The sequence below is a fragment of the Collimonas sp. GW821-FHT02H07 genome (genome assembly GCF_059421505.1).
In genome coordinates, this window is the sequence record NZ_JBWKVC010000015.1 from 85,484 (window position 1) to 105,719 (window position 20,236).

At 54.3% G+C, this 20,236-nt stretch carries 25 protein-coding genes; 24 read left to right on the plus strand and 1 reads right to left on the minus strand.

Features of this window, described 5'->3' with window-relative positions; translation table 11 throughout:
* Nucleotides 1-8: 8 nt before the first annotated feature.
* The 13 genes from AC07V8_RS20980 to AC07V8_RS21040 all read left to right on the plus strand — a co-directional run bounded on the left by AC07V8_RS20980 (nucleotide 9) and on the right by AC07V8_RS21040 (nucleotide 10,865).
* Complete coding sequence (locus AC07V8_RS20980) at nucleotides 9-230, plus strand: transcriptional regulator (protein WP_494680004.1); 222 nt, start codon at nucleotides 9-11, stop codon at nucleotides 228-230.
* Between the two features lie 161 nt (nucleotides 231-391).
* The gene (locus AC07V8_RS20985; protein WP_494680003.1) at nucleotides 392-1,003 is read left to right on the plus strand and encodes a toxin YdaT family protein; all 612 of its coding nucleotides are present in this window, start codon (nucleotides 392-394) and stop codon (nucleotides 1,001-1,003) included.
* Between the two features lie 963 nt (nucleotides 1,004-1,966).
* The gene (locus AC07V8_RS20990; protein WP_494680002.1) at nucleotides 1,967-2,398 is read left to right on the plus strand and encodes a hypothetical protein; all 432 of its coding nucleotides are present in this window, start codon (nucleotides 1,967-1,969) and stop codon (nucleotides 2,396-2,398) included.
* Nucleotides 2,399-2,418: 20 nt separating this feature from the next.
* Nucleotides 2,419-3,213, plus strand: a complete 795-nt coding sequence (locus AC07V8_RS20995) for a ParB/RepB/Spo0J family partition protein (RefSeq protein ID WP_494680001.1) — start codon at nucleotides 2,419-2,421, stop codon at nucleotides 3,211-3,213.
* Complete coding sequence (locus AC07V8_RS21000; protein WP_494680000.1) at nucleotides 3,210-4,214, plus strand: helix-turn-helix domain-containing protein; 1,005 nt, start codon at nucleotides 3,210-3,212, stop codon at nucleotides 4,212-4,214. The genes AC07V8_RS20995 and AC07V8_RS21000 overlap by 4 nt, the downstream gene beginning before the upstream one ends.
* Nucleotides 4,211-4,642 (plus strand): endonuclease domain-containing protein, encoded by a 432-nt coding sequence (locus AC07V8_RS21005; RefSeq protein WP_494679999.1) that lies wholly within the window; start codon nucleotides 4,211-4,213, stop codon nucleotides 4,640-4,642. The genes AC07V8_RS21000 and AC07V8_RS21005 overlap by 4 nt, the downstream gene beginning before the upstream one ends.
* Nucleotides 4,620-5,087, plus strand: coding sequence for a hypothetical protein (locus AC07V8_RS21010; RefSeq protein ID WP_494679998.1), 468 nt, complete (start codon nucleotides 4,620-4,622; stop codon nucleotides 5,085-5,087). The genes AC07V8_RS21005 and AC07V8_RS21010 overlap by 23 nt, the downstream gene beginning before the upstream one ends.
* Nucleotides 5,088-5,135: 48 nt before the next feature.
* Nucleotides 5,136-5,684 carry a hypothetical protein gene (locus AC07V8_RS21015; protein WP_494679997.1) on the plus strand — a complete coding sequence of 183 codons (549 nt, stop codon included), beginning with the start codon at nucleotides 5,136-5,138 and terminating at the stop codon, nucleotides 5,682-5,684.
* 98 nt (nucleotides 5,685-5,782) lie between these two features.
* The gene (locus AC07V8_RS21020) at nucleotides 5,783-6,523 is read left to right on the plus strand and encodes a DUF1353 domain-containing protein (RefSeq protein ID WP_494679996.1); all 741 of its coding nucleotides are present in this window, start codon (nucleotides 5,783-5,785) and stop codon (nucleotides 6,521-6,523) included.
* A gap of 443 nt (nucleotides 6,524-6,966) precedes the next feature.
* Nucleotides 6,967-7,614: a hypothetical protein gene (locus AC07V8_RS21025; protein WP_494679995.1), complete on the plus strand. Its 648-nt coding sequence runs from the start codon at nucleotides 6,967-6,969 to the stop codon at nucleotides 7,612-7,614.
* Between the two features lie 303 nt (nucleotides 7,615-7,917).
* A complete protein-coding gene (locus AC07V8_RS21030; protein WP_494679994.1) occupies nucleotides 7,918-8,631 on the plus strand; it encodes a hypothetical protein in 714 nt (237 codons plus the stop codon).
* A gap of 35 nt (nucleotides 8,632-8,666) precedes the next feature.
* Nucleotides 8,667-9,509: a hypothetical protein gene (locus AC07V8_RS21035; protein ID WP_494679993.1), complete on the plus strand. Its 843-nt coding sequence runs from the start codon at nucleotides 8,667-8,669 to the stop codon at nucleotides 9,507-9,509.
* Between the two features lie 312 nt (nucleotides 9,510-9,821).
* Entirely contained in the window at nucleotides 9,822-10,865 is a 1,044-nt protein-coding gene (locus tag AC07V8_RS21040) for an IS481 family transposase (RefSeq protein ID WP_494679992.1), read from the plus strand.
* A gap of 119 nt (nucleotides 10,866-10,984) precedes the next feature.
* On the opposite strand, the gene AC07V8_RS21045 is transcribed toward AC07V8_RS21040, so the two are convergent.
* A complete protein-coding gene (locus AC07V8_RS21045) occupies nucleotides 10,985-11,497 on the minus strand; it encodes an OmpA family protein (protein ID WP_494721490.1) in 513 nt (170 codons plus the stop codon).
* 247 nt (nucleotides 11,498-11,744) lie between these two features.
* Here AC07V8_RS21045 and AC07V8_RS21050 point away from each other — a divergent pair, with 247 nt between their 5' ends.
* The 11 genes from AC07V8_RS21050 to AC07V8_RS21100 all read left to right on the plus strand — a co-directional run bounded on the left by AC07V8_RS21050 (nucleotide 11,745) and on the right by AC07V8_RS21100 (nucleotide 20,201).
* Nucleotides 11,745-12,119, plus strand: coding sequence for an HNH endonuclease (locus AC07V8_RS21050; protein ID WP_494679991.1), 375 nt, complete (start codon nucleotides 11,745-11,747; stop codon nucleotides 12,117-12,119).
* Nucleotides 12,120-12,455: 336 nt separating this feature from the next.
* Nucleotides 12,456-12,821, plus strand: a complete 366-nt coding sequence (locus tag AC07V8_RS21055; protein WP_494679990.1) for a hypothetical protein — start codon at nucleotides 12,456-12,458, stop codon at nucleotides 12,819-12,821.
* A 9-nt stretch (nucleotides 12,822-12,830) separates the two neighbouring features.
* Nucleotides 12,831-14,519 carry a terminase large subunit gene (locus tag AC07V8_RS21060; RefSeq protein WP_494679989.1) on the plus strand — a complete coding sequence of 563 codons (1,689 nt, stop codon included), beginning with the start codon at nucleotides 12,831-12,833 and terminating at the stop codon, nucleotides 14,517-14,519.
* A gap of 160 nt (nucleotides 14,520-14,679) precedes the next feature.
* On the plus strand, nucleotides 14,680-15,921 hold the full coding sequence (locus AC07V8_RS21065) for a phage portal protein (protein WP_494679988.1): 1,242 nt from the start codon (nucleotides 14,680-14,682) through the stop codon (nucleotides 15,919-15,921).
* Nucleotides 15,918-16,880, plus strand: a complete 963-nt coding sequence (locus tag AC07V8_RS21070; protein WP_494679987.1) for a S49 family peptidase — start codon at nucleotides 15,918-15,920, stop codon at nucleotides 16,878-16,880. The genes AC07V8_RS21065 and AC07V8_RS21070 overlap by 4 nt, the downstream gene beginning before the upstream one ends.
* Nucleotides 16,881-16,943: 63 nt before the next feature.
* On the plus strand, nucleotides 16,944-18,257 hold the full coding sequence (locus AC07V8_RS21075; protein ID WP_494679986.1) for a phage major capsid protein: 1,314 nt from the start codon (nucleotides 16,944-16,946) through the stop codon (nucleotides 18,255-18,257).
* Between the two features lie 76 nt (nucleotides 18,258-18,333).
* Nucleotides 18,334-18,507, plus strand: coding sequence for a hypothetical protein (locus AC07V8_RS21080; protein ID WP_494679985.1), 174 nt, complete (start codon nucleotides 18,334-18,336; stop codon nucleotides 18,505-18,507).
* A 3-nt stretch (nucleotides 18,508-18,510) separates the two neighbouring features.
* Complete coding sequence (locus tag AC07V8_RS21085) at nucleotides 18,511-19,062, plus strand: head-tail connector protein (protein WP_494679984.1); 552 nt, start codon at nucleotides 18,511-18,513, stop codon at nucleotides 19,060-19,062.
* Complete coding sequence (locus AC07V8_RS21090) at nucleotides 19,062-19,391, plus strand: phage head closure protein (RefSeq protein ID WP_494679983.1); 330 nt, start codon at nucleotides 19,062-19,064, stop codon at nucleotides 19,389-19,391. Before AC07V8_RS21085 ends, AC07V8_RS21090 begins: the two co-directional genes overlap by 1 nt.
* Nucleotides 19,384-19,863 (plus strand): HK97 gp10 family phage protein, encoded by a 480-nt coding sequence (locus AC07V8_RS21095; RefSeq protein ID WP_494679982.1) that lies wholly within the window; start codon nucleotides 19,384-19,386, stop codon nucleotides 19,861-19,863. The genes AC07V8_RS21090 and AC07V8_RS21095 overlap by 8 nt, the downstream gene beginning before the upstream one ends.
* On the plus strand, nucleotides 19,860-20,201 hold the full coding sequence (locus AC07V8_RS21100; protein ID WP_494679981.1) for a DUF3168 domain-containing protein: 342 nt from the start codon (nucleotides 19,860-19,862) through the stop codon (nucleotides 20,199-20,201). The genes AC07V8_RS21095 and AC07V8_RS21100 overlap by 4 nt, the downstream gene beginning before the upstream one ends.
* Nucleotides 20,202-20,236: the final 35 nt, after the last annotated feature.

Here is a 20,236-nt window from a genome sequence, read left to right on the forward strand (position 1 = left end):
AAAATTTAATGGGCGAAATTATGGAACGTGGAATTGCTAAAGCGGTGCGTCTTGCCGGCAGCCAAACAGCTCTTGGCGAGCTCGTTCGTGTCAGCCCTCAAGCGGTTCAAAAGTGGGTTGCAAGAGGCATCGTCCCAGCACGACGCTGTAGGGCAGTTGAAAAAGCTCTATCAGGAGCAGTAACACGTTACGAACTGAACGAAGAAGCTTTTGGCCCGCCCGACAAATAGGAGTTTGATCAAACGCAAAATTTCACTGATGGGCGGCCACAAGTCCCTTTGTGACTAGTGCGTTCGCGCCGGTGTTCTGTTGTGCCTGGTCTTCAGTCAATTCTCAAGTTCTATAAGCGATTTCCCTTAACCAAAGTCTAGCTCCTGTAAGAGAAAAAATCATGTTCCTTGATCCACATGAAAGCGCGATTGCCTCCTTGTCCCGCCACATCAATGTATGGAAGAAGCGATCCGGTATGAGCAACGCGACGATTGCTGACGAGATAGTGAAAGCGCACGATCGCATCGGCGGTCCGATCCGTACTGGTGTCCGCTTTGATTCGCACAGCTCCGATGAGTACAACCGAATGAAGGCCAATGCGACACGGATCTGGCGCTGGCTGGACGACGTGACGGACGACAAGAACCTGCTGAACGCCAATTTCCTCCCGTCTGTGGTTGCAGCGTTGCCGGCCGATCTGAAAATCAGTTTCTGGAATGAGTACCTGGCGCACGACGGCCTGTGTGTCACAGGCGTGGATGCGGCGGAGCAGGGTGAGTTTCACATCAACGACCTGGCCAGCATCATCAAGGAAGATTCGGAGGCGCACCAGGCGTGTGCGAAGGTCATCGAGAATCCCGATCTGGTGACGCTCCAGCTGGCGAAGAAGGAAATCGATGAGGCCATCGAGATGAAGAAGCACGTTGGCCGCATGATTGGCGCCATGATCCGCGCCAAGTCGTTCCTCGGCAAGATCTGCCATCCACGTCGCGCGCGGGAGGTTCAGCGATGAGGGGTTTGCTGCATGTTCTTCGGGCCGCTGCGGCTTACGGTTTGTTATTGCTAATGCTTTGCATGGTGGCGCCAGTATGAGTAACTATATCCCACCGATCACCGACCCAATTGGCCGCCACTGGCGTCAGCCGGCAGCAACCTCGATTCTGCTAGATGACTCTCACGCCGTGATGAGCGCGGCCACATTCGCCGGCCTCGCCGAATATTCCGGATCGTTCCCGAGCGGAGTGTATGTCGGGAAAATGTGGCGCCGGTACGACGGGCTATGCGATTCGAAGTGTGCAGCTCCGGATCGGGTTTGGCTTCTGTGCTGGTTCGGCGAGTGCGATATTCCGACAAAGTGCTCGTTCAATACCCGACGGATATTGGTGGCCGAATGATTGGCGCGAACCCATCGAGCACATACCTGTTCCGACAGGCCACGGCCACGAGCAAGCCGCCGATTTCGCTCAAACGCAGACATTGCGTCTGCGGCAAGCGCATCACTGTTAAGCAATTGACCCAGTACGGCAAGTGTATTCAATGCCTGAAAGCAGTGGCCTTGACCGAGCAAAGGCGCGCATGAGTGGCGCATTTTTATGTTTCAAAATGCAGAGGCGCGCGGCTGCCGTGCCAGTGCTATTTCCTGCGTCGATATGTCGCTACGGGCTTTACAGGAGAAAACTTGCGCATGTGCATCTGGAACGTTACGCCGCTATCGGTCGTGAGTTTGCCGAGTGTCGTCAGTCGATTGCAATAGGGGCAGCTAAGCCGCTTTTCCTGTATAGGACGCGAACTGGTAGCGAGTTGAAGAACAGGTTGCCTGCATTTCGGGCAAGCCAGAGCGATCTGATCCATTTTCATACCGGCTTAGTTTGTCATGGTGCGGATGATTATAGCCAAGTGCCAGCGTCCGACAGCGCACGAATCAATTGTTCACATTCTTGGCAAATTCGCCTCATTTCCGACTGGAGTAGGGCGAATGAAGCGTAGCGCCATCAAGCCAAGCACCAAGCCCATGAGGCGGTCGCCGATGTCCCGCGGTATGACGGGTTTGTTGTCGCGGAATTCGTTCAAGCGATCCAAGAAGAAGCCAAAGCGGCTGAAAACTCACGCGAAGGTTACGAAGGCAATCGAACTGGCGCACTACAAGCGGGTTGCTACCTTGCCGTGCGCGCGCTGCGGAATTGAAAGTTTCTCCCAGGTTGCCCATAGCAATCGATACCAGGACGGTAAAGGGGCCAGAAAGAAGGCTCATTACCTTGCAACTTTTCCGCTCTGTTGTACGCGGCCCGGCATTGTTGGCTGCCATTTTGAACATGACCAATGCATCGGTGGCAGTCGGCAGGAGATGGACCGAAGGACTGTTGACTATATCGATGACACCCATCGAAAGCTTGGAATTCCCAAATAACGACCATTCAAAGGATGAACATGGAAATGAAACCAGCTGTATCCCTCAAAGTCATGGCCGAGAACAAGCTTCCCGGCGTGAGCAAGACTACAAATTTCGCAGTTGATCCGCGGATCATGGAAGTGGAGGAGGGTTTCAACGCTCGGCCGCTAGATCTTGATCGTGTCGCATCGATCGCTCAGGCATATCGAAACGGCACGACGCTACCGGCGCTAGACGTGCGGGTAGACGCTGGCCGCATTGTCGTGGTCGATGGCCACCATCGGCGCCAGGCTGCATTGGATGCCATTGCTGCCGGCGCAGAGGTTGTCGCGTTGGACTGCCGACAGTTCCGCGGCAATGATGCCGATCGTGTGGCGCACATGATCACAAGCGCCTCGGGTTTGCCACTTACGCCGTTGCAACTCGGGCGCCAGTATCGCAAGCTTATCGGGTTTGGTTGGACAGAGAAGGCGATCGCGGATCGCGTCGGGAAATCTGTGCAGCATATCAAGGACATGTTGGCCTTGGCCGAGTCCAATAGCGATGTCCAGGCGGCTGTTGACGGCGGCATGGTATCAGCGAGTAACGCAGTCAAAATCGTCAAGACACATGGCGAGAAGGCCGGCGAGGTGATTGCCGAGCATGTTCACACTGCTCAGCTGGCGGGGAAGAAGAAAGCGACCGCCAAGCATATTGAAGGCGCCACGCCAAAGAATCTGCCGGATGCCATTCGACTTGAGATGACTAGCGGTGGCTCGTTCCGGGCAGAGACGCTTGTTCCGAAATATGCCGACTTGATTGCATATCTTCGTGGAACGGCAGCTGCGCTATGAGTGTCGAGGCGATCACATGGGCGCTCAAGCTGAAGGTTGAGCGCTCCACAGCGAAGTTTGTGCTGGTCGCGATGGCGAACTGCGCCAACAACGATATGACCTGCTGGCCGTCGGTGCAGTATCTATCTGAAGCGACATGCCAGGATCGTAAGACCGTACTTGAGAACATCAAGCGCCTGAAGGAGGCCGGCTATATCGTCGACACCGGCCTGCGCCGTGGGCTAAGTGCGCAGGTGATCGTGTACATGCTGAAGAATCCCGAAAACGGGACTATCCCAAAAACGGGACTGTCTAACAGCCCAGAAAACGGGTCTGTCAAAGAGTCCCAAAAACGGGACGGTTCCGAAAACGGGACAGTCCCGAAAACGGATGACGACAGTCCCGTTTTTCCCGTTGAACAGTCCCGTTTTTCCGTGGAGACAGTCCCAAAAACGGGACACGGAACCGTAAGGAACCAAAAAGAACCATCAAAGAATCGTCAGGTGGCACGCGGTTCCCGCTTGCCCTCCGACTGGAAGCTTTTGGGAAAGCATGCCAAGGCAGCTCTGGAGATCGAGCCGCAGTGGTCGGAAGCCGAGATTCGGATGATTGGTGACAAGTTCAGGGATCACTGGATCGCGATTCCGGGGCAGAAGGGTTGCAAGAGCGACTGGGACGCGACATGGCGCAACTGGTGCCGCAACGAGCAGCAGCGTGGCAATGTTGCTAAGCCTGCGTCGCACGGTGCTTGGTTCGCCAGCGAGCAGTCGGTGGCAGCCAAAGGTGCTGAATTCGGGCTGAAGGCCTATCCGGGCGAGTCAGCTTTCACATTCAAGGCACGGGTGCAGGCGGTGATCGACAACGGGGGCGTCGTTCCCATCATTGTCTCTGGCCAAGCGGTCACATCGAAGCCGCCAGCGGTCTCCGAACCGAAAGCGCAGGTTTCACCTGAAAACAGGAAGGCCGCGCTGGACGCCGCCCGCAACATGAAGGCAAAGCGTCTGGATGGGCCAGCACCATGAAATTGCCGATCAAGATGGATCCAAAGGGCAAATGCCAATTCGCGCATCAGGCGCCGGCAGCCAACAAACGCCCGCGCCGGCCGCGCGCGCCATCCGCCATTGAGGAGCTGTTCAATTTTCAGGTGCGGGCACTGAAGTTGCCGACGACAACACGGGAGCATAAATTTCATCCAGTGCGCAAATGGCGAATCGATTTCGCCTGGCCTGGTCGGAAGCTGGCAGTTGAGATCGAGGGCGGTATCTGGACACAAGGTCGACATACCCGCGGCACCGGCGTACGTGCCGACATGGAGAAGTACAACGCGCTGGCGTGCCTGGGCTGGACGTTACTGCGATTCGACGGGTTTGCGGTGACGAGCGGCGCGGCAATCCAGCAGGTCAAACAGTTTCTATCGGAGAAAAGTAATGGCGGCCACGAAGAAGCGTAACAAATCCTATCGGGCCAAGCCGTTGGGCGACAACATCAAGCTGAAGATGCAGCCGTGGAAGGTTAGGGCGGTGTTCGATCCGCTGCTGGCCATTGTCGACCAGTTGGAGCAAGACGGCACCATCGACACGACCACCCGCGGCCAGGCTGTGTTCCGCGATCACAACGATGGGGTTTGGTACGACTCGCCGGTTGCCATCATGGGCGTCGTCGATGCGTACGAGATTCACGAGCGGCGCGCCGGTCGGCAGCTGGGCTTGGAACCGTTGCGCCAGCTAGCGAACAAGCTCAAGTATGCGGCGCCGGTATTCGTAGCTGATACCGAGGCGGCCCGGAGCTGCTTGATGCGCATGCGCGCCGAGACCATTGAGATGACGGCCGCCTATGCCCGCGACTTGATCAAGGACTTCCGGATCATGGAAGAACTGCAAAAAATTGCTGCGTAAGTCACCTGAACCAATATAGACAAGTACCGACCAATTACGAGGTAATCAATGAGCGACGCCACCCAATTATTCAAAAACAGCCATGAAGCGCTGATATTCGCATTCAATTATTCATCACAACAGTATGCGCTGTCGCCAATGTCGAAACTCATGAGGACTGGCATTGTTGGGTCAGGAAAGGGTTTGGTTTCAAACGATGGAGCAGGTCAGTCTGGAATGATTCGCGCGCAGGTCGAAAAAATCGACTCCCTGCATCGCGCATGTATCGTTGCGCGCTATTCGCCCCGATTCGAAGAATGCCAGTGTTGTGGCAGTCCAGGGAAGATGCTTCAGGAGTATCGAGAAGCGATTGCAACTCTGGGACAATGGGCGCTCTGTACCTTTACGGGGTTGTCGACCCGCATCGCACGTGAGATGGTCATCAGGTCGTATTTTGAGCGGGGAATGTCGATCAAAACTGTCGCGGAGAAAACCAATATCAGCAAAAGCACCTTGCACGACTACAAGGCAAAAATCATCACAAAGCTGAAAGATTTAGATCATTTCGCTCAGGTTGCAATCGATGAGTTGCTAATAGAGCAATTTTCAGCGGAGTGAAATTTTGCTTGGTTTACCAGCAATGATCTATGATGGTAGTTGCTGTAAGGTATTTCTTGCTTCGAATTAAAACAACAGTTTTTTTCGGGAGAATTACTATGAGTATTACACGTGTCCGAATCGCCATATTCGCGTTGCTTTTTTTGTTCGCCGGGGGAAGCAGAGCTGGCGACTACGGTGTCTTTATCGGAGATGTTGTCGCGAAATGGCTGGGCGACAATCGGCGGATGGAGTTGATGGAGCCCTTTGCGTACATTGATCAGACCTCAGTTCGATGGGATGCTCCAAAGGGATGGATAGTCGATGGCGCTTCGATTCCGCAAGCGGCGTGGTCGTTCATCGGTGGCCCATACGAGGGAGCGTATCGGCAGGCCTCGGTTATTCATGATGTCGCGTGCGATCAAAAAATGCGGCCTTGGCAACAGGTACATCTTGCCTTTTACAATGCAATGCTCGCTGCCGGAGTAGACCCTATCAAGGCCAAAGTGATGTATAGCGCAGTTTACTTAGGCGGCCCTCGTTGGCCACGGATTGAACAAATGAAGGATGCAAAATATGCTAATTTCAACAGCATTTTTGAGGGACTAAAATTATCACAGAAGCAGGATGAAACTGCCAATGCGACTCTTAAGATAGCTACTACGAGCGGGGGCATCAAGTCCTGGGAGGGGCCCATAGCCGCTGTGCCATCGACTGTCAATGCTAATACGCGGGTCGATGTAATTGTAAAATTTGAGCCAAAATCTCAAGTTCTCAAGGCGGAAGATTTTGATAAGCTAAAAGTCTACATCGAAAACAATAATCCGTCGTTGGCGGAGATTGAGCAGTACGTTCCATAAGTGGCATCAGCTCACTCCAAAATAACTTGACATGAATATCTCCGACAAGGCACCGAGTGTGCCGCCGCCTCAGAGACAGGCCCAGCTCACGTTGCGCTCTATCGATGGTGAGGTCCTTTGGGTTTCGCAGCGCCACTTGATTCGGGCAATATACACTTGGGCAGATGGGGCACCCATTGTTGGTCATCCTGTCACGTGGCAAATCGTACCGTCCGATAAGGTCCAGTTTTCCGCCAGTACGACCAACACTGACAGCAATGGCGTGGCAGCCAACGAACTGCTTTGCTCCACTACGTTTTCTGACATACTTCTACCAGCCACGATTACGGCGCATGCCTTCAACTCAAATATCGACGTAAACGATGTGGGACATCTAGCCGTTATCTTGTCAAAAGAATCGGTTTCCAATTGAAAATCGTTTGATTGCACTTTTACGGAGAGCGATGGATCCCATAACTCAGCTCGTTACAGCAGCGCAAAAGGCGTTGAGTTTTTTGCCATCTATTTATTATCATTATTTTCCGAAGAAATTTGGCTATCGGGCAGCGCCACGCAACATATTAGAAATGATTCAACCCTATACCTTCCAGGGTAAAGTTGTTGAGCTGCTGGGGCAACCTAATATGAAATACAGTAACGTAGCTGCCTATAGATTTCGAAATGCGCTTTTGCAGATCAATTATCGTGACGAGTATATCGAGTCTCTTTCGCTGGCTGCACTCAGTACAAATTGGCCAAATCGATTTACCGTCTTTCCATTATCGTATGTCCTTGGAAAACATAAATTTTCAGACGTCGACTGGTCTGAAGCAAATCATCTTTCTGGAATGCATAAAGAGATGAGTTCCAAATTTTACGCCCTGTATCGTCAGGAGTATTTTGGATTTCCCGGAAGATATTTGTATTTCAATTTTGGAGTCATTTCGGCAGCAACATTTCCTCAATTGGAACCTGCGAAAAAGCTGCCGGACGGAGTGCACGAAGAGGATCCAGTATCAATGTCCATGGTGTCTAGCTTGAAATTTAATATCGTTTCAATGAGCATTCAAGATTTGGAATACGTTCCCTTTAGCTGGAGTAATTTTACGTAGATTGGTCGGTTTGAATTCTATTGTTTGCACTTACTTTACATAAACTATAACGGCATCCGACAAAGTGAAAGGTCGGGGATATGGCAGCCTCTCAGAAAAGTGAGTCGACGCCCCCCTCACGTTGGAGTGCGTTCGCGCGCTGGTACCCAAAAATTTTAACTATGTATCCGTTAAGTTGGCAGCTCGAATCTCGTGCCATTTTGGCATAAAAATACCAAATTTACAGGGAATGAACTCGTGACAAAACCGCTCCCACCGGATTGCTGTGTCCCGCCCACCGACAACGTCATGCTGTGGCGATATATGGATTTATCCAAATTTGTGTCGCTGTTGCAAACGAAGCAGATTTTTTTTCCGCGCGCAGATCACTTGGGTGATCCGTTTGAAGGGTCTGTGGGCGCACTTAATGCAAACGAGGCCGATCGAATCCTCGCATTTCGGCAGCAATACCCTGACCTTGAGGGGTGGAGGCAAGTGCCGGACGACACAATACGCGAACTATTCAAGTTGAGGGCAGATCACCGAAGAACCGTTATCAAACAGGTGTATGTAAGCTGCTGGCACATGAACGAACACGAGTCAGCAGGAATGTGGAGGCTCTACAGTCAATCGAGTGAGGCGATTTGCGTTCAAACTCGATATGAACTTCTCAGGGAGCAACTCCCCGAATGGGTCTACCCCTCGATGGTGAATTACGTCAACTACGACGAACATTACATGTCGACTGCGAACGTGATAACGCCGTTCATTCACAAGCGCGCATCATTTTCTCATGAGCGTGAATTGCGTTTTATCGTCTGGCCGGCAAGGGTCGACGGTAAACTTGTTACTGATATTCGTGACGAGGGCCCTCCTGTGGTGCAAGTGAAAGTTGATATTTCAAAAGTAGTCGAGAGTATCCGTGTTAGTCCAACAGCACCAGAATGGTTCAGGAACGTAGTGCAAGGACTTGTCGAAATCTATCAACTTCCTGTTGAGGTTCAGCAGTCAAGTCTTAGTGCCTCGCCCCTTTACTGATAGCAGATCAGTGGCCATTGCAAATAGAGAGCAGCATGCAATATCCGAAAACGAAAAGACTCGAAATGCCGCAGAAGGGTAACCCTCACAGGCTCACGATCAATCAGCATATTTTTCCTCGAGCGAGCATGAATCGTTTCGTGAATGAGCGGAGCGGAGTCCAAGTGCGTAGATTGGGTCAATCTGGATGTGTTGAGTTCGGCACTAAGAATCCGTACTTTTGTGCGAGTCGAGTATGGGATCAAAAAGCAGAACATGGATTGATGGTAGATATAGAGAACAGATTTCAGGAAGTGGCTGAAAAAATCGTCGACCGATCTGTTATGAATTTGACCGACACCATGAATCAGGCAGTAACCGATTTATATTTGCTTTGGCATCTTAGGTTCAGCCGGAACGCCAATCCGATGCAGGATGTGCCCATCTATGGGATCCTGCCCGAGCAAGATCTGGGAAAGGATAGTCAAGAGATACTCGAATCTAAGGGAGTCGTATTCGTTAAGCCGGATGGTACCCTGCCAGGGCGCATGATGGCCGGGATTAGTATCACTATGGGAATGGATCGCGAACGGTTCAGAATGCGCGGAACTTCTTGGGGAATATTGACAGCTGAATGTGGAGAGTTTGTCGTGCCAGATAATTTCTCCAAATATTCGGTCTTACCCTTGGCTCCCACTATCTGTTTGGCAGCTGGTTTGACCAATCAGCGTATCGACTTGAAACTACTTGCCGAGATTAATGCCTTGGCGATTCAGGGAAGCAAGCGCTATTACTTCGCAAAGGACTTGACCCAATGCCCTGTAAGGAAGTGGATGCCGCTTCAATTGGATGAATGTATTAGGTTGGGCGGTTTTGATCAAAATCGTGGGCGACTTTGAGAACACTTCTAAAAATTTGATGTGAAAAATATGCAAAGCTCCTTGCGCCGGAAAATTCCGTCCGGTAGAATTCATTTCTAGATACACGTCATTACTGCGACTGCAGAATATTGATGGCGGATATTTGAGTAGATTCTTTCGCGGCGCGGTCACTTTGCAGATAGCACTGGAATGCGCGAATCTCCTCAAGTATCAGATGTAGTAGTTCCGACTTGATCGGACAGTAAGGCCTTGCCAAAGGGTGGGGTTACCCGGTTTGATAGAGGTGCGAATCTTTATTAAACCAGCGCGTAAGCGCCAAGGAGTAACCCCATGCGTAGTGTTCCTCAGAATGTCATCAAGCACAAGGTCGGCCTGCTCAATCTTGCTGCAGAACTTGGAAACGTGTCTCGTGCCTGCAAGGTGATGGGATTTTCCCGCGACACGTTTTATCGCTATCAAACGGCAGTAGAAACAGGCGGTGTGGATGCCCTGATTGATGCCAACCGTAGAAAGCCCAATCTCAGAAATCGCGTTGAAGAAGCCACTGAAGCGGCCGTAGCTCAATTCGCCCTGGAGCAGCCGGCGTTCAGCCAAGTCCGTGTATCGAACGAACTGCGTAAGCGTGGTATTTTTGTTTCCCCATCCGGTGTACGGTCCGTCTGGCTACGGCGCGACTTGGAATCGTTCAAGAAGCGTCTTTCAGCGCTGGAGCGGCACGTTGCCGAAACTGGCGAGGTTCTGACCGAAGCGCAGGTCGTCGCGCTGGAGAGGAAGCAGGAAGACGACGTGGCGCACGGAGAGATCGAGACGGTTCATCCAGGCTATCTTGGCAGCCAGGACACCTTCTATGTCGGCACCATCAAGGGCGTGGGGCGTATCTACCAGCAGACCTTCGTTGATACGTATTCGAAGTGGGCGGCGGCCAAGCTCTATACAACGAAGACGCCAATCACCGCAGCCGATCTATTGAATGACAGGGTGTTGCCGTTCCTGGCAGAACAGGAAATGGGCTTGATCCGCGTGCTGACCGACCGTGGCACTGAATATTGCGGCAGGCCGGAAGCGCATGATTACCAGCTCTACTTGGCCCTCAATGACATTGAGCACACCAAGACAAAAGTTCGGCATCCGCAGACTAATGGGATCTGCGAGCGCTTTCATAAAACCATTCTGCAGGAGTTTTATCAGGTCACGTTCCGGCGCAAGATCTATCGCTCGATTGAAGAGCTGCAAAGCGATCTCGACGACTGGCTGGTTTATTACAACAACGACCGCACACATCAAGGAAAGATGTGCTGCGGTCGGACGCCCATGCAAACACTTATTGACGGAAAGGAGGCCTGGCAAGATAAAATCACGACACTGAACAACTGAATTTGACCTGACAACTGCACACGTCAAACCGGGGAATGTCAGATCAGATCGCGACTACTACATATCAGAAGTTAGCAAGCCTCGTACCGTCACCGGTTCGAGGCTTTTTACATTTCAGTTTAATTCCGAACATGGTCAATTGCAGTTCTTCGCGGCTCACTCAGCCGGAATCTGCGAACGTCACCGATGGAGTCGTCGCAGGGCTGGCCTGAATACTCTGTTCCATTGAATTTCACTTCGACTCGAGCGTTTCGTTGGTCGGATGGTGCGACTATCGGTGTAGTAGCTCCCTGAGAGAAAATCGCAACATGGGTTGATGGGATGCCTTCATTATTCAGTTGGCGTTCAATATATAGAGCTCGTTTCTTTGAAAGTTCTTGAATCTCTTTCTGATTGCCTTCGCTTATATCGGCATGCCCGATTACGATTACTACCTCTAGCGGGCAGCTTCTAGATTTCCGGACTATGTCGACGTCGTCGAGGAAGCGTTGTAATTGTGTACTTGAGGCAGTTGTTGCCATGTGCTTGAAATACACATTCATGGCAAGTCGTTGGTCGCGGCCATCGATGTCTTGAGCATGCACGCTTTGAAGTAGAAGTGCCGTAAATATGAAACCAATTAACTGTGTCATTTTGTTAAATATTTGATTGGGATAAGTTGCTCTATCTCACGGGAATAATCTTGTGGCTGTAAGTTCAACAGATGAAGATCGATTCCTATAGCAGCAGGAATTTTCTCATGACCTACGTTGTCCAGTTTTCGTTTTTGACGCCTATTTAAATTGAATAGTGGCAGCGGCTTTTTTATCCGAGAGGTTTTTATGGTGATTGGCGTCCATGCCGCGTAGGCCCAAGTCGATATGCCGGCAGGGTTGCGGCGTGTTAGTTGATTCACCTGGCTTCTGTGCGAGGCATGCGGCCGCCAGACAAAAGGCGGATGCAGAGCGACGTGGCACCGCACACGAGCGAGGCTACACCAGCGCCTGGACGCGCGCGCGGGGGCATTACCTGCGGGCGCATCCGCTCTGCGCGCATTGCGCGCGCGATGGCGTCGTGACTGCCGCCACGGTCGTCGATCACATTACGCCGCCGCGGCTTCGAGACGCGCTGGATAGTGGCGACGCCGGGCTTATCGCCAGAGCAAAGGCGCTGTTCTGGGACAGTTTGCGCAACTGGCAGTCCTTGTGCAAGCGCCATCATGACATCAAAACCGCGACTGAAGACGGCGGGTTTGGACGGAAAGCAAAGCACTAATACATGGAAGCATGGAAACGGAAGCGCTGGTCGCGCAATGTTGGCGCGCTTGACGTCGTCGGGCGCGGTCGCCTATGTGCGATCTGCCGCGGCGGCGACCATCACGAAGAGCACTGCGAGGAAGCGCAAGAGCCGGTGCACGAACGGGCGGCTTCGGTGTCCCAGGACGGCGACGCTGACGCCGCCACTGACCCGTCGCAGGGGTAGGGGGAGTCAAAAGTATGGGGGCGAACGTCCGCCAGACCGTCAGCTTAGTATTTTTTTCATTTCCACAAAATAAAATTTCCAAAGGGGCGACTTATGGCAAGGCCAAGAACCCCATCTAACGTGCTGCAAATGCGTGGCGCATTCGACAAAAATCCCAAGCGCGGGCGGGATCGGGAGGGCGAGCCGGAGGCCAATGGCGAAATCGGCGAGCCGCCGGAGAGCCTGAGCGAGGACGCGAAGAAATGCTGGTTCGAAATTGAGGGCCTGCTGGCGCCCGGCGTCCTTTGCCGTTCGGATCGTCTTGCTCTCGAGATGGCGGCATCGTTGCTTGCCCAGTTGCGAGAGATGAAGTGGATGGTGCCGGCAGCGATGATTGCACGTTACGAGGCACAGATCGGTAAGTTTGGCATGACGCCCTCCGATCGGTCCAAAGTGTCAGTGCCGAAGACGGCGCAAGCGAATCCATTCGCCAAGTTCATCAAGAAAGGAAAGTAAGCGTGTTCAATGGCCAATCCACATGTAACGGCGGCAAATCGCTACGCGCGCGAAGTCGTGGCGGGAAAGATAGTCGCGTGCAAGTGGGTCCAATTGGCGTGCAAACGCCATCTTGATGACCTGGAAGCGGCGAAGAGGAAGACGTCCAAATACTTCTTCGACGCCGGCGCCGCGGACGACGTCTGCGCGTTTATCGAATTGCTGCCCCATACCAAGGGCAAATGGGCCAAGACTAAAGAGCTGATTGTGCTGCAGCCGTGGCAGAAGTTCATTTTCTGCGTCATTTTCGGCTGGAAGCTTCGCAAGAATGAGCGACGGCGCTTCCGCAAAGCCTATATCGCGGTTCCCCGCAAAAACGGCAAATCCATCCTGGCAGCCGGCATCGCGCTGTACATGTTCGCCGCCGACGGTGAGTTCGGCGCCGAGGTCTATTCCGGTGCGACTACCGAGAAGCAAGCCTGGGAGGTGTTCCGGCCCGCCAAGCAAATGATCGAGCGCACGCCGGAGCTGGCGGATGCCATCGGTGCCGAGGTATGGGCAAAGATGTTGCTGACGCCGGCCGACGGCTCGAAATTTGAGCCGGTGATCGGCAAGCCGGGGGATGGCACGTCGCCATCCTGTGCAATCGTTGACGAGTATCACGAGCATGACTCGTCCGAACTGGTCGATACGATGGAAACTGGCATGGGCGCGCGCGATCAGCCGTTGCTGGTGGAGATCACGACGGCAGGCTACAACATTGCCGGACCTTGCTATGACCAGGAGCTGGAGGCCAAGAAGATGCTGGAAGGCGCGTTGGAGCAGGATGATCTCTTTGCCATCATCTACACGGTAGACGAAGAGGACGCTTGGGACGACCCGAAGGCCCTGCGCAAAGCCAATCCGAACATGGGGATCTCGGTCGATCAGGATTTCCTGCTCAGCCAGCAGCGCCAGGCAGTGCAGAGTGCCGCGAAGCAGACCAGATTTAAAACCAAGCATCTGAATATCTGGTGTTCCGCTAAAACCGCCTGGATGAACATGATCGAGTGGGGTAAGTGCGCGGACCTGACGCTGCGCCGAGAACAATTTATCGGCGAAAAAAACTGGAAGGCGCTAGATCTGGCGTCCCGGTCGGATATTTGCGCAGATGTCGATTGCTTCACCCGTCAGATCGATGGAAAGACGCACTATTACCTGTTTGGTAAATACGCGTTGCCGGAGACGGCCGTCGAGTCCAGTACCAAGTTCAAGAATTCCTATATGAAGTGGGTAATCGAAGGATTCCTTGATCAGCACGAGGGCGCCGAGATCGATTTCGCCATAGTGCGCGACTTGGTGCTGGCAGATATGGATGTGTACGCGCCGGAAGAGGTCGTATTTGATCCCTGGCGCGCCGCCCAGCTGGCGCAGGAGCTCATGAAAGAGGGTGCGGTCGCTGTTGAATTTCGACAAACGGTGCAGAACATGTCGCTGCCGATGAAGGAGCTAGAGAGCGCAGTCAAGGCCGGCCGGCTCCATCACGATGGCAATCCGGTGTTGACCTGGATGATGTCAAACGTAGTGGCGAAGCTGGACGCCAAGGACAACATCTATCCGCGCAAGGAAAAGCAGGAAAACAAGATCGACGGCGTTGTTGCCGCAATCATGGCAGTCGCCCGCGCAATGGTCGGCGCCGAATCCTCTCAATCAATCTACGACCAAGGTGTGGGCATATGAAGTTGATCGATTACCTGACGGTTGTTGCGGGAATCCTCGGATTTTCCCTATGCGTGGCCGGCATTGCGCTGTTTTCAGTGCCTTGCGCGCTGATTGCGGCCGGCGCCGGTCTTTTGGCCTGGTCATATGTGGCTGCGCGTGCAGCGAGTAAGGGATAACAATGTTTTATCGTGGAATGTTCGATGGCCCGGCGTTTAGCGGAGGCGGCGGCTGGCATTCTGGGCTCGGCGGCACAAAATCCGATTCTGGACAGCTGGTGACGCCGACGAGTGCGCTGTCGCTGACGGCGCTGCAGGCTTGTGTGTCCTTGATCGCGGAGAGCATCGCCCAGCTGCCGCTGGAGTTGTACCAGCGCACCGGCGACGGCACACGCATTCCAGCAAGGAAGCATTCGCTGTATTCAATTCTTGCCGAGACTCCGAATGGGTGGCAGACGTCTTTTGAATACCGTGAGCAAAGCCAATTAGGGCTGGGCCTGCGTGGAAACAGTTTCAGTCTGATCGATCGCAATAGCGACGGGTCTGTGAAGAGCCTGTATCCGGTGAGTCCCGATTCGATGCAGGTATTCAAGGGGCCCGACCTGATGCCCTACTATCAGATCAATGGCGCCGAGCCGCTGCCGCAGCGGATGGTGCACCACGTCCGGTGGCTCAGTCTGAACGGATATGTCGGGTTGTCGCCGGTCCTGTTACATGCCAATTCCATCGGGCATGCGCAGGCTATTCAACAGTATGCCGGCAAATCGTTTGCCAACGGCACGGCGCTGGCCGGGGTGATCGAGCGCGCGCGAGAGGCGCCAGCGATCAAGGATCAGGCGTCAATCGACCGGATTGTCAGCGATTGGGAGACAAAATTCGGCGGCAGCGGAAATGCAAAAAAGGTCGCCTTGCTGCAGGAGGGCATGACGTTCCGCGCGCTCTCGATGACCAACGCTGATGCTGAGCTGATCAGCGTGCTGAAATTGATGGCACTCGACATTGCGCGCATCTACAAGGTCCCGCCGCACATGATCGGCGAGTTGGACAAGGCGACGTTCAGCAATATCGAGCATCAAGCTATCCAGTTTGTCATCTACACGCTGTTACCTTGGATCCGTCGTCATGAGCAGGCGATGATGCGCGATTTTCTGTTGCCGAGCGAGCGGTCTGAGTATTACATCGAATTTAACGTCTCGGGCCTGCTGCGCGGGGATCAGAAATCCCGATACGACGCTTACGCCATCGCGCGGCAATGGGGCTGGCTGTCGGTCAACGATATTCGGCGCCTGGAGAATCTGCCGCCGATTGCTGGTGGTGACGTCTACCTGCAGCCTCTGAACATGCTTGACGCCAGGGCAGCCCCTAGCGACAAAACTCCGCCGACCAAGGCACAAATCGCAGAAATCGAAGGAATTATCCAATGAGAGACTACTTCCGGACGGCCGGCCTGATCTTCAATCAGCCCTTGATGGTCCATGAAGGGATGCTGGACCGGGCGGCGCACTGGGCAAATCAGGTGATGAGCCTGAATATCGTCAACTTGAGCGTCCAGAACGGCGACGCCAAGATGATGGACGATGACTATCGCCATAGCGCCGACACGCGCGCGGCGCGCGCCGAAGAGCAGCGGCGCCAGGCAATTGCCTCTACCGGCGTGGCAGTCATTCCAGTGCACGGCGTGCTGGTGAGCCGCGGCACGCAGATGAACCCTTGCGAGACCATGACGAACTACGAGGATCTGCGCACGCAGCTGAATCAGGCGCTTGCCGATCCTGCGGTCGAGCACATCGCGCTGGACCTAGACTCACCTGGTGGGAGCACCAGCGGCGCCTTCGAGCTGGCGGACGATATTTTTGCCGCCCGGGCGATCAAGCCGATTACCGCCATTGTCAATTTTAACGCCTACTCGGCGGGGTACCTGATGGCGGCTGCCGCCTCGGACGTCGTCCTCAGCCGTACATCTGGCGTCGGCTCCATCGGCGTCATCGCGAAGCATGTCGATATGTCCAAGCGGCTGGAGCAGCAGGGCGTCAAAGTGACGACAGTGTACGCGGGCGCGCACAAGAACGACCTGACGCCGAACGAGCCGATCTCCGATCAGTCCATGGCGTTCCTGCAAGATCTGGTGCAAGGATTCTACGAGCAATTCGTCAACGCTGTGGCGCAATACCGCGGGTTGACGGTCGACGCGGTGCGGGCAACCGAGGCCGGAGTGTACTCCGGCCAGCGCGGCATCGATATGGGATTGGCGGACCGGATTGAGACGCCGCAGGCGGCGGTCAATCGGATCGCCGCTTCAGTTCAGCAGCGCCGGGCGGAGCGTGTACCACGCACAAAAATTACCGCAAGGGCCTCTGCGATGGCCATGCAAATCACACTTTAACCGCGTTCGCGGGAAAAGCAACCAAGCCGCCTACGGGCGGTTTTTTCATTTCAGGAGCACACCATGTCGAAAGTAAATGAGTTACGCAGCGAACGCGCCAAAGTCAATGACGCCGTTCAAGCCTTGGCCGCCATCGAAAGCGCCGGCGGCCAATTGTCGGTGGAGCAGCTGGCCGAGTTCGGCACGCTACAGGCAAAATTCGGTGAAATCACGGCGCAGCTGGATCGCGCCATCGCCGCTGAGCGCCTTGCCGCCGCATCCGCGGTGCCGGTGGACGCGCCAACCAATCCAGCTGCGCCGGCGCAGGGACCACCGGTCTACGCGGCGGTACCGAAAGCGAAAGAGCTGCCGGGCGCCAAAGTCGCGCAGATGGTCCGCGCACTGGCTGCCGCCCAGGGTGATGGCCGGCGCGCTGCACAAATCGCGATTGATCGTGGCTTCGGCGAGGAAGTCGCCATGTCGCTCAATACGCTGACTCCGGGCGCTGGCGGTATTCTGGTTCCGCAAAACCTTTCCAGCGAAATCATCGAACTGTTGCGCCCGAAAGCGGTTGTTCGCCGGTTGGGAACTCGCACGATGCCGCTGAATAATGGCAACGTGACAATCCCGCGCCTAAAAGGTGGTGCGATTGTTGGTTACATCGGCTCTGACGCCGATGTGCCGGTGTCAGAACAAAGCTTCGGCGACCTGAAATTGAGCGCCAAGAAGCTGGCCGCATTGGTCCCAATTTCGAATGACCTGCTGGCTTATTCGGGTACTAATCAGAATGTGGATCAGGTCGTTGTCGGCGATTTGACCAGCGCACTGGCGACGCGTGAAGACAAAGCCTTCATTCGTGACGACGGCAGCGCAGACACACCGAAGGGTCTGCGTTTCTGGGCATTGAACACAAACCTGATTCCGGTCTCCGACGGTGCTACCGTGCAAAAGGTTGACATCGATTTAAGCAAGGCAATTTTGGCGCTGGAAGATGTCGACGCAAATCTGGCAACCCCGGGCTGGATTATGGCGCCACGTGTATTCCGTTTCCTGGAAAGTCTGCGTGATGGCAACGGCAATCGGGTGTACCCAGAAATGGCGCAGAAGATGCTGAAGGGTTATCCGGTCGGCGTAACTACGCAAGTTCCGAAAAACCTTGGTGCTGGGGGCAATGAGTCTGAAATCTATTTCGTTGATTTTGGCGACTGCTTCATCGGCGAAGACGAAACGCTGATGATCGACTATTCGAAAGAAGCCTCCTACGAGGATGGCTCCGGAAAGACCGTCAGCGCCTTCCAGCGCGACCAGACGCTGGTGCGCGTGATCGCCAAGCACGATTTCGGTCCACGCCACGTGGAATCCATCTCGGTACTGACGAAAGTCACCTGGGGCGCGTAATCATTGATTGCGCCTCGTTGTCGCCGGCGCTCGTCGGCGGCAATTCTCACAATGCAGCACAACGCAGGAGTTACATATGGCAGATAAAAAAATCGTCACCTTCGTCAAGGCATGGAAGGCTTACAGCCCGGATGATGTAGCGGGCTTCGACGAGGCAACAGCTGACGCACTGATTGAAGGCAAGGTGGCTGTTGAATTCAGCGATCCAAGCAAGAGCAAGGACGGCAAGTCGCAGAAGGATCAGAAGTAACCCATGGCTGCCACCTTGTTGAATTGGGTCGATGACAAGGAGCCTGTCACCTTTGAGGATGTGCGGGTTCAGTGCTTTATCGATGCCGACGATGAGAATGCTAAATATCTGATCGAAACAAACATTATTCCGGCCGCGCGCCAGCTGGCAGAGACACGTACCGGCTCAGCGATCCGGAAGGGCAATTACAGGGAAACGTTGAAAGTGCTGCCGGCGGACGATTTCACCCTGTCCAAGGGGCGCGCCACCAAGATACTCAAAGTCACCTGTGGCGGGCGAGACGTCATCGTCAGCGATTTTCTGTTGCTTGATATTGGTGGCGACATGATTGTCTCTCCAGTTTCTGGGAGCGCCGGCACCGGACCGGCGTACATCGAGTTTGAAGCCGGCATCGACATTGCAGATTTTCCCACGGTGAAGCAATGGATTTTACTGGCTTGCGGGTGGGCATTTGAGCAGCGCGAGCTGTTGTTGGTCGGCCAGGCAATTCAGGAGATGCCCCCGTCCTATGTCGATTCGCTCCTTCAACCCATCACCACACCACCGAGGTTCTGATGCGATCAGGTCAATTACGCCAGTACCGAATCACCGTTCAAGCTCCCCCAGAAGGGCAAGACAATGACGGTAGCCCGCGCACAGAATGGCGGACGGTATGTCAACCCTATGCCAAGAAGGAAGACTTGAGCGGGCGCGAGCTGTTTGCCGCCCAGGCGGCGCAGAGCGAGGTGACAACGCGCTTTCGGATCCGTTACCGAACTGGCCTCAGTGCCAAAATGCGGCTGCTGTGCGATGGTGTGATTTACAACATTGAAGCCGTGCTGGACCGGGATGGCCGCAAACGCGAGCTGCAGCTGATGTGTTCATCTGGGCTGAACAATGGCTAAGATCCAATGGAGTGGGCTGGATCAGATCCAACAAAATTTACTCAGGCTGCCAGCCATGTTCGCGGATTCGTTGCGGTCGGCGGCCAATACCGGCGCCACGGTCATCAAGAACGAGGTGATGGCGCGCGCGCCGGAAGACAAGGGTATTCTAAAGTCTGCCATCTACCAGAAGCACATCGGAGAATTGTCCGGTACCGACAGGCAGGTCTATTACGTGTCCTGGCGCAAGGGAAAATCGTCCGAGCTGGACGCTTTCTATGGCAAATGGGTGGAATACGGTCACTGGTACGTGCCGCAGAAGCCCAAGGGCGTGCGCAGCAAGGACCATCGGGCGGCCAACCGTAACGTATTTGTGCCGGCGCATCCTTTCCTGAGGCCGGCGTTCGATACGCAGAAGGAAGCTGCGCTATCAGCCATGCGCAGCAAGCTGGCAGAGAACGTGCGCAAGGCCATCGCGGAGATCAACCGATGATTGAAAAACAAATATGGGGCGCGATCAAAGGCATGTTCGCCGGCGGCGTGCATTACGACGTGGCGCCGGACAGCAATACGCTGCCCTATGCCACGCTGCAGCAGGTCGGCGGCACCAGTGTCAACGACCTCGATGGTCCGGATACGTTAAAGAATCCCCGGATTCAGATTGATGTGTTCGCCAAAAGCCGTCTGGAGGCAAATGAGTTGCTGGAGACCGCCGCGGCGGTCCTCTGTAACGGCCCGCTGAAAGGGGTGCCGCTCGGCGCACCGATCAGCACCTATAACAACGATCTCAAAATATATCGGCGTAGTCAGGATTTCAGCTTCTGGCTGTGACCTGCGTTACACGATTTTCATTTTTTATTTTGCCA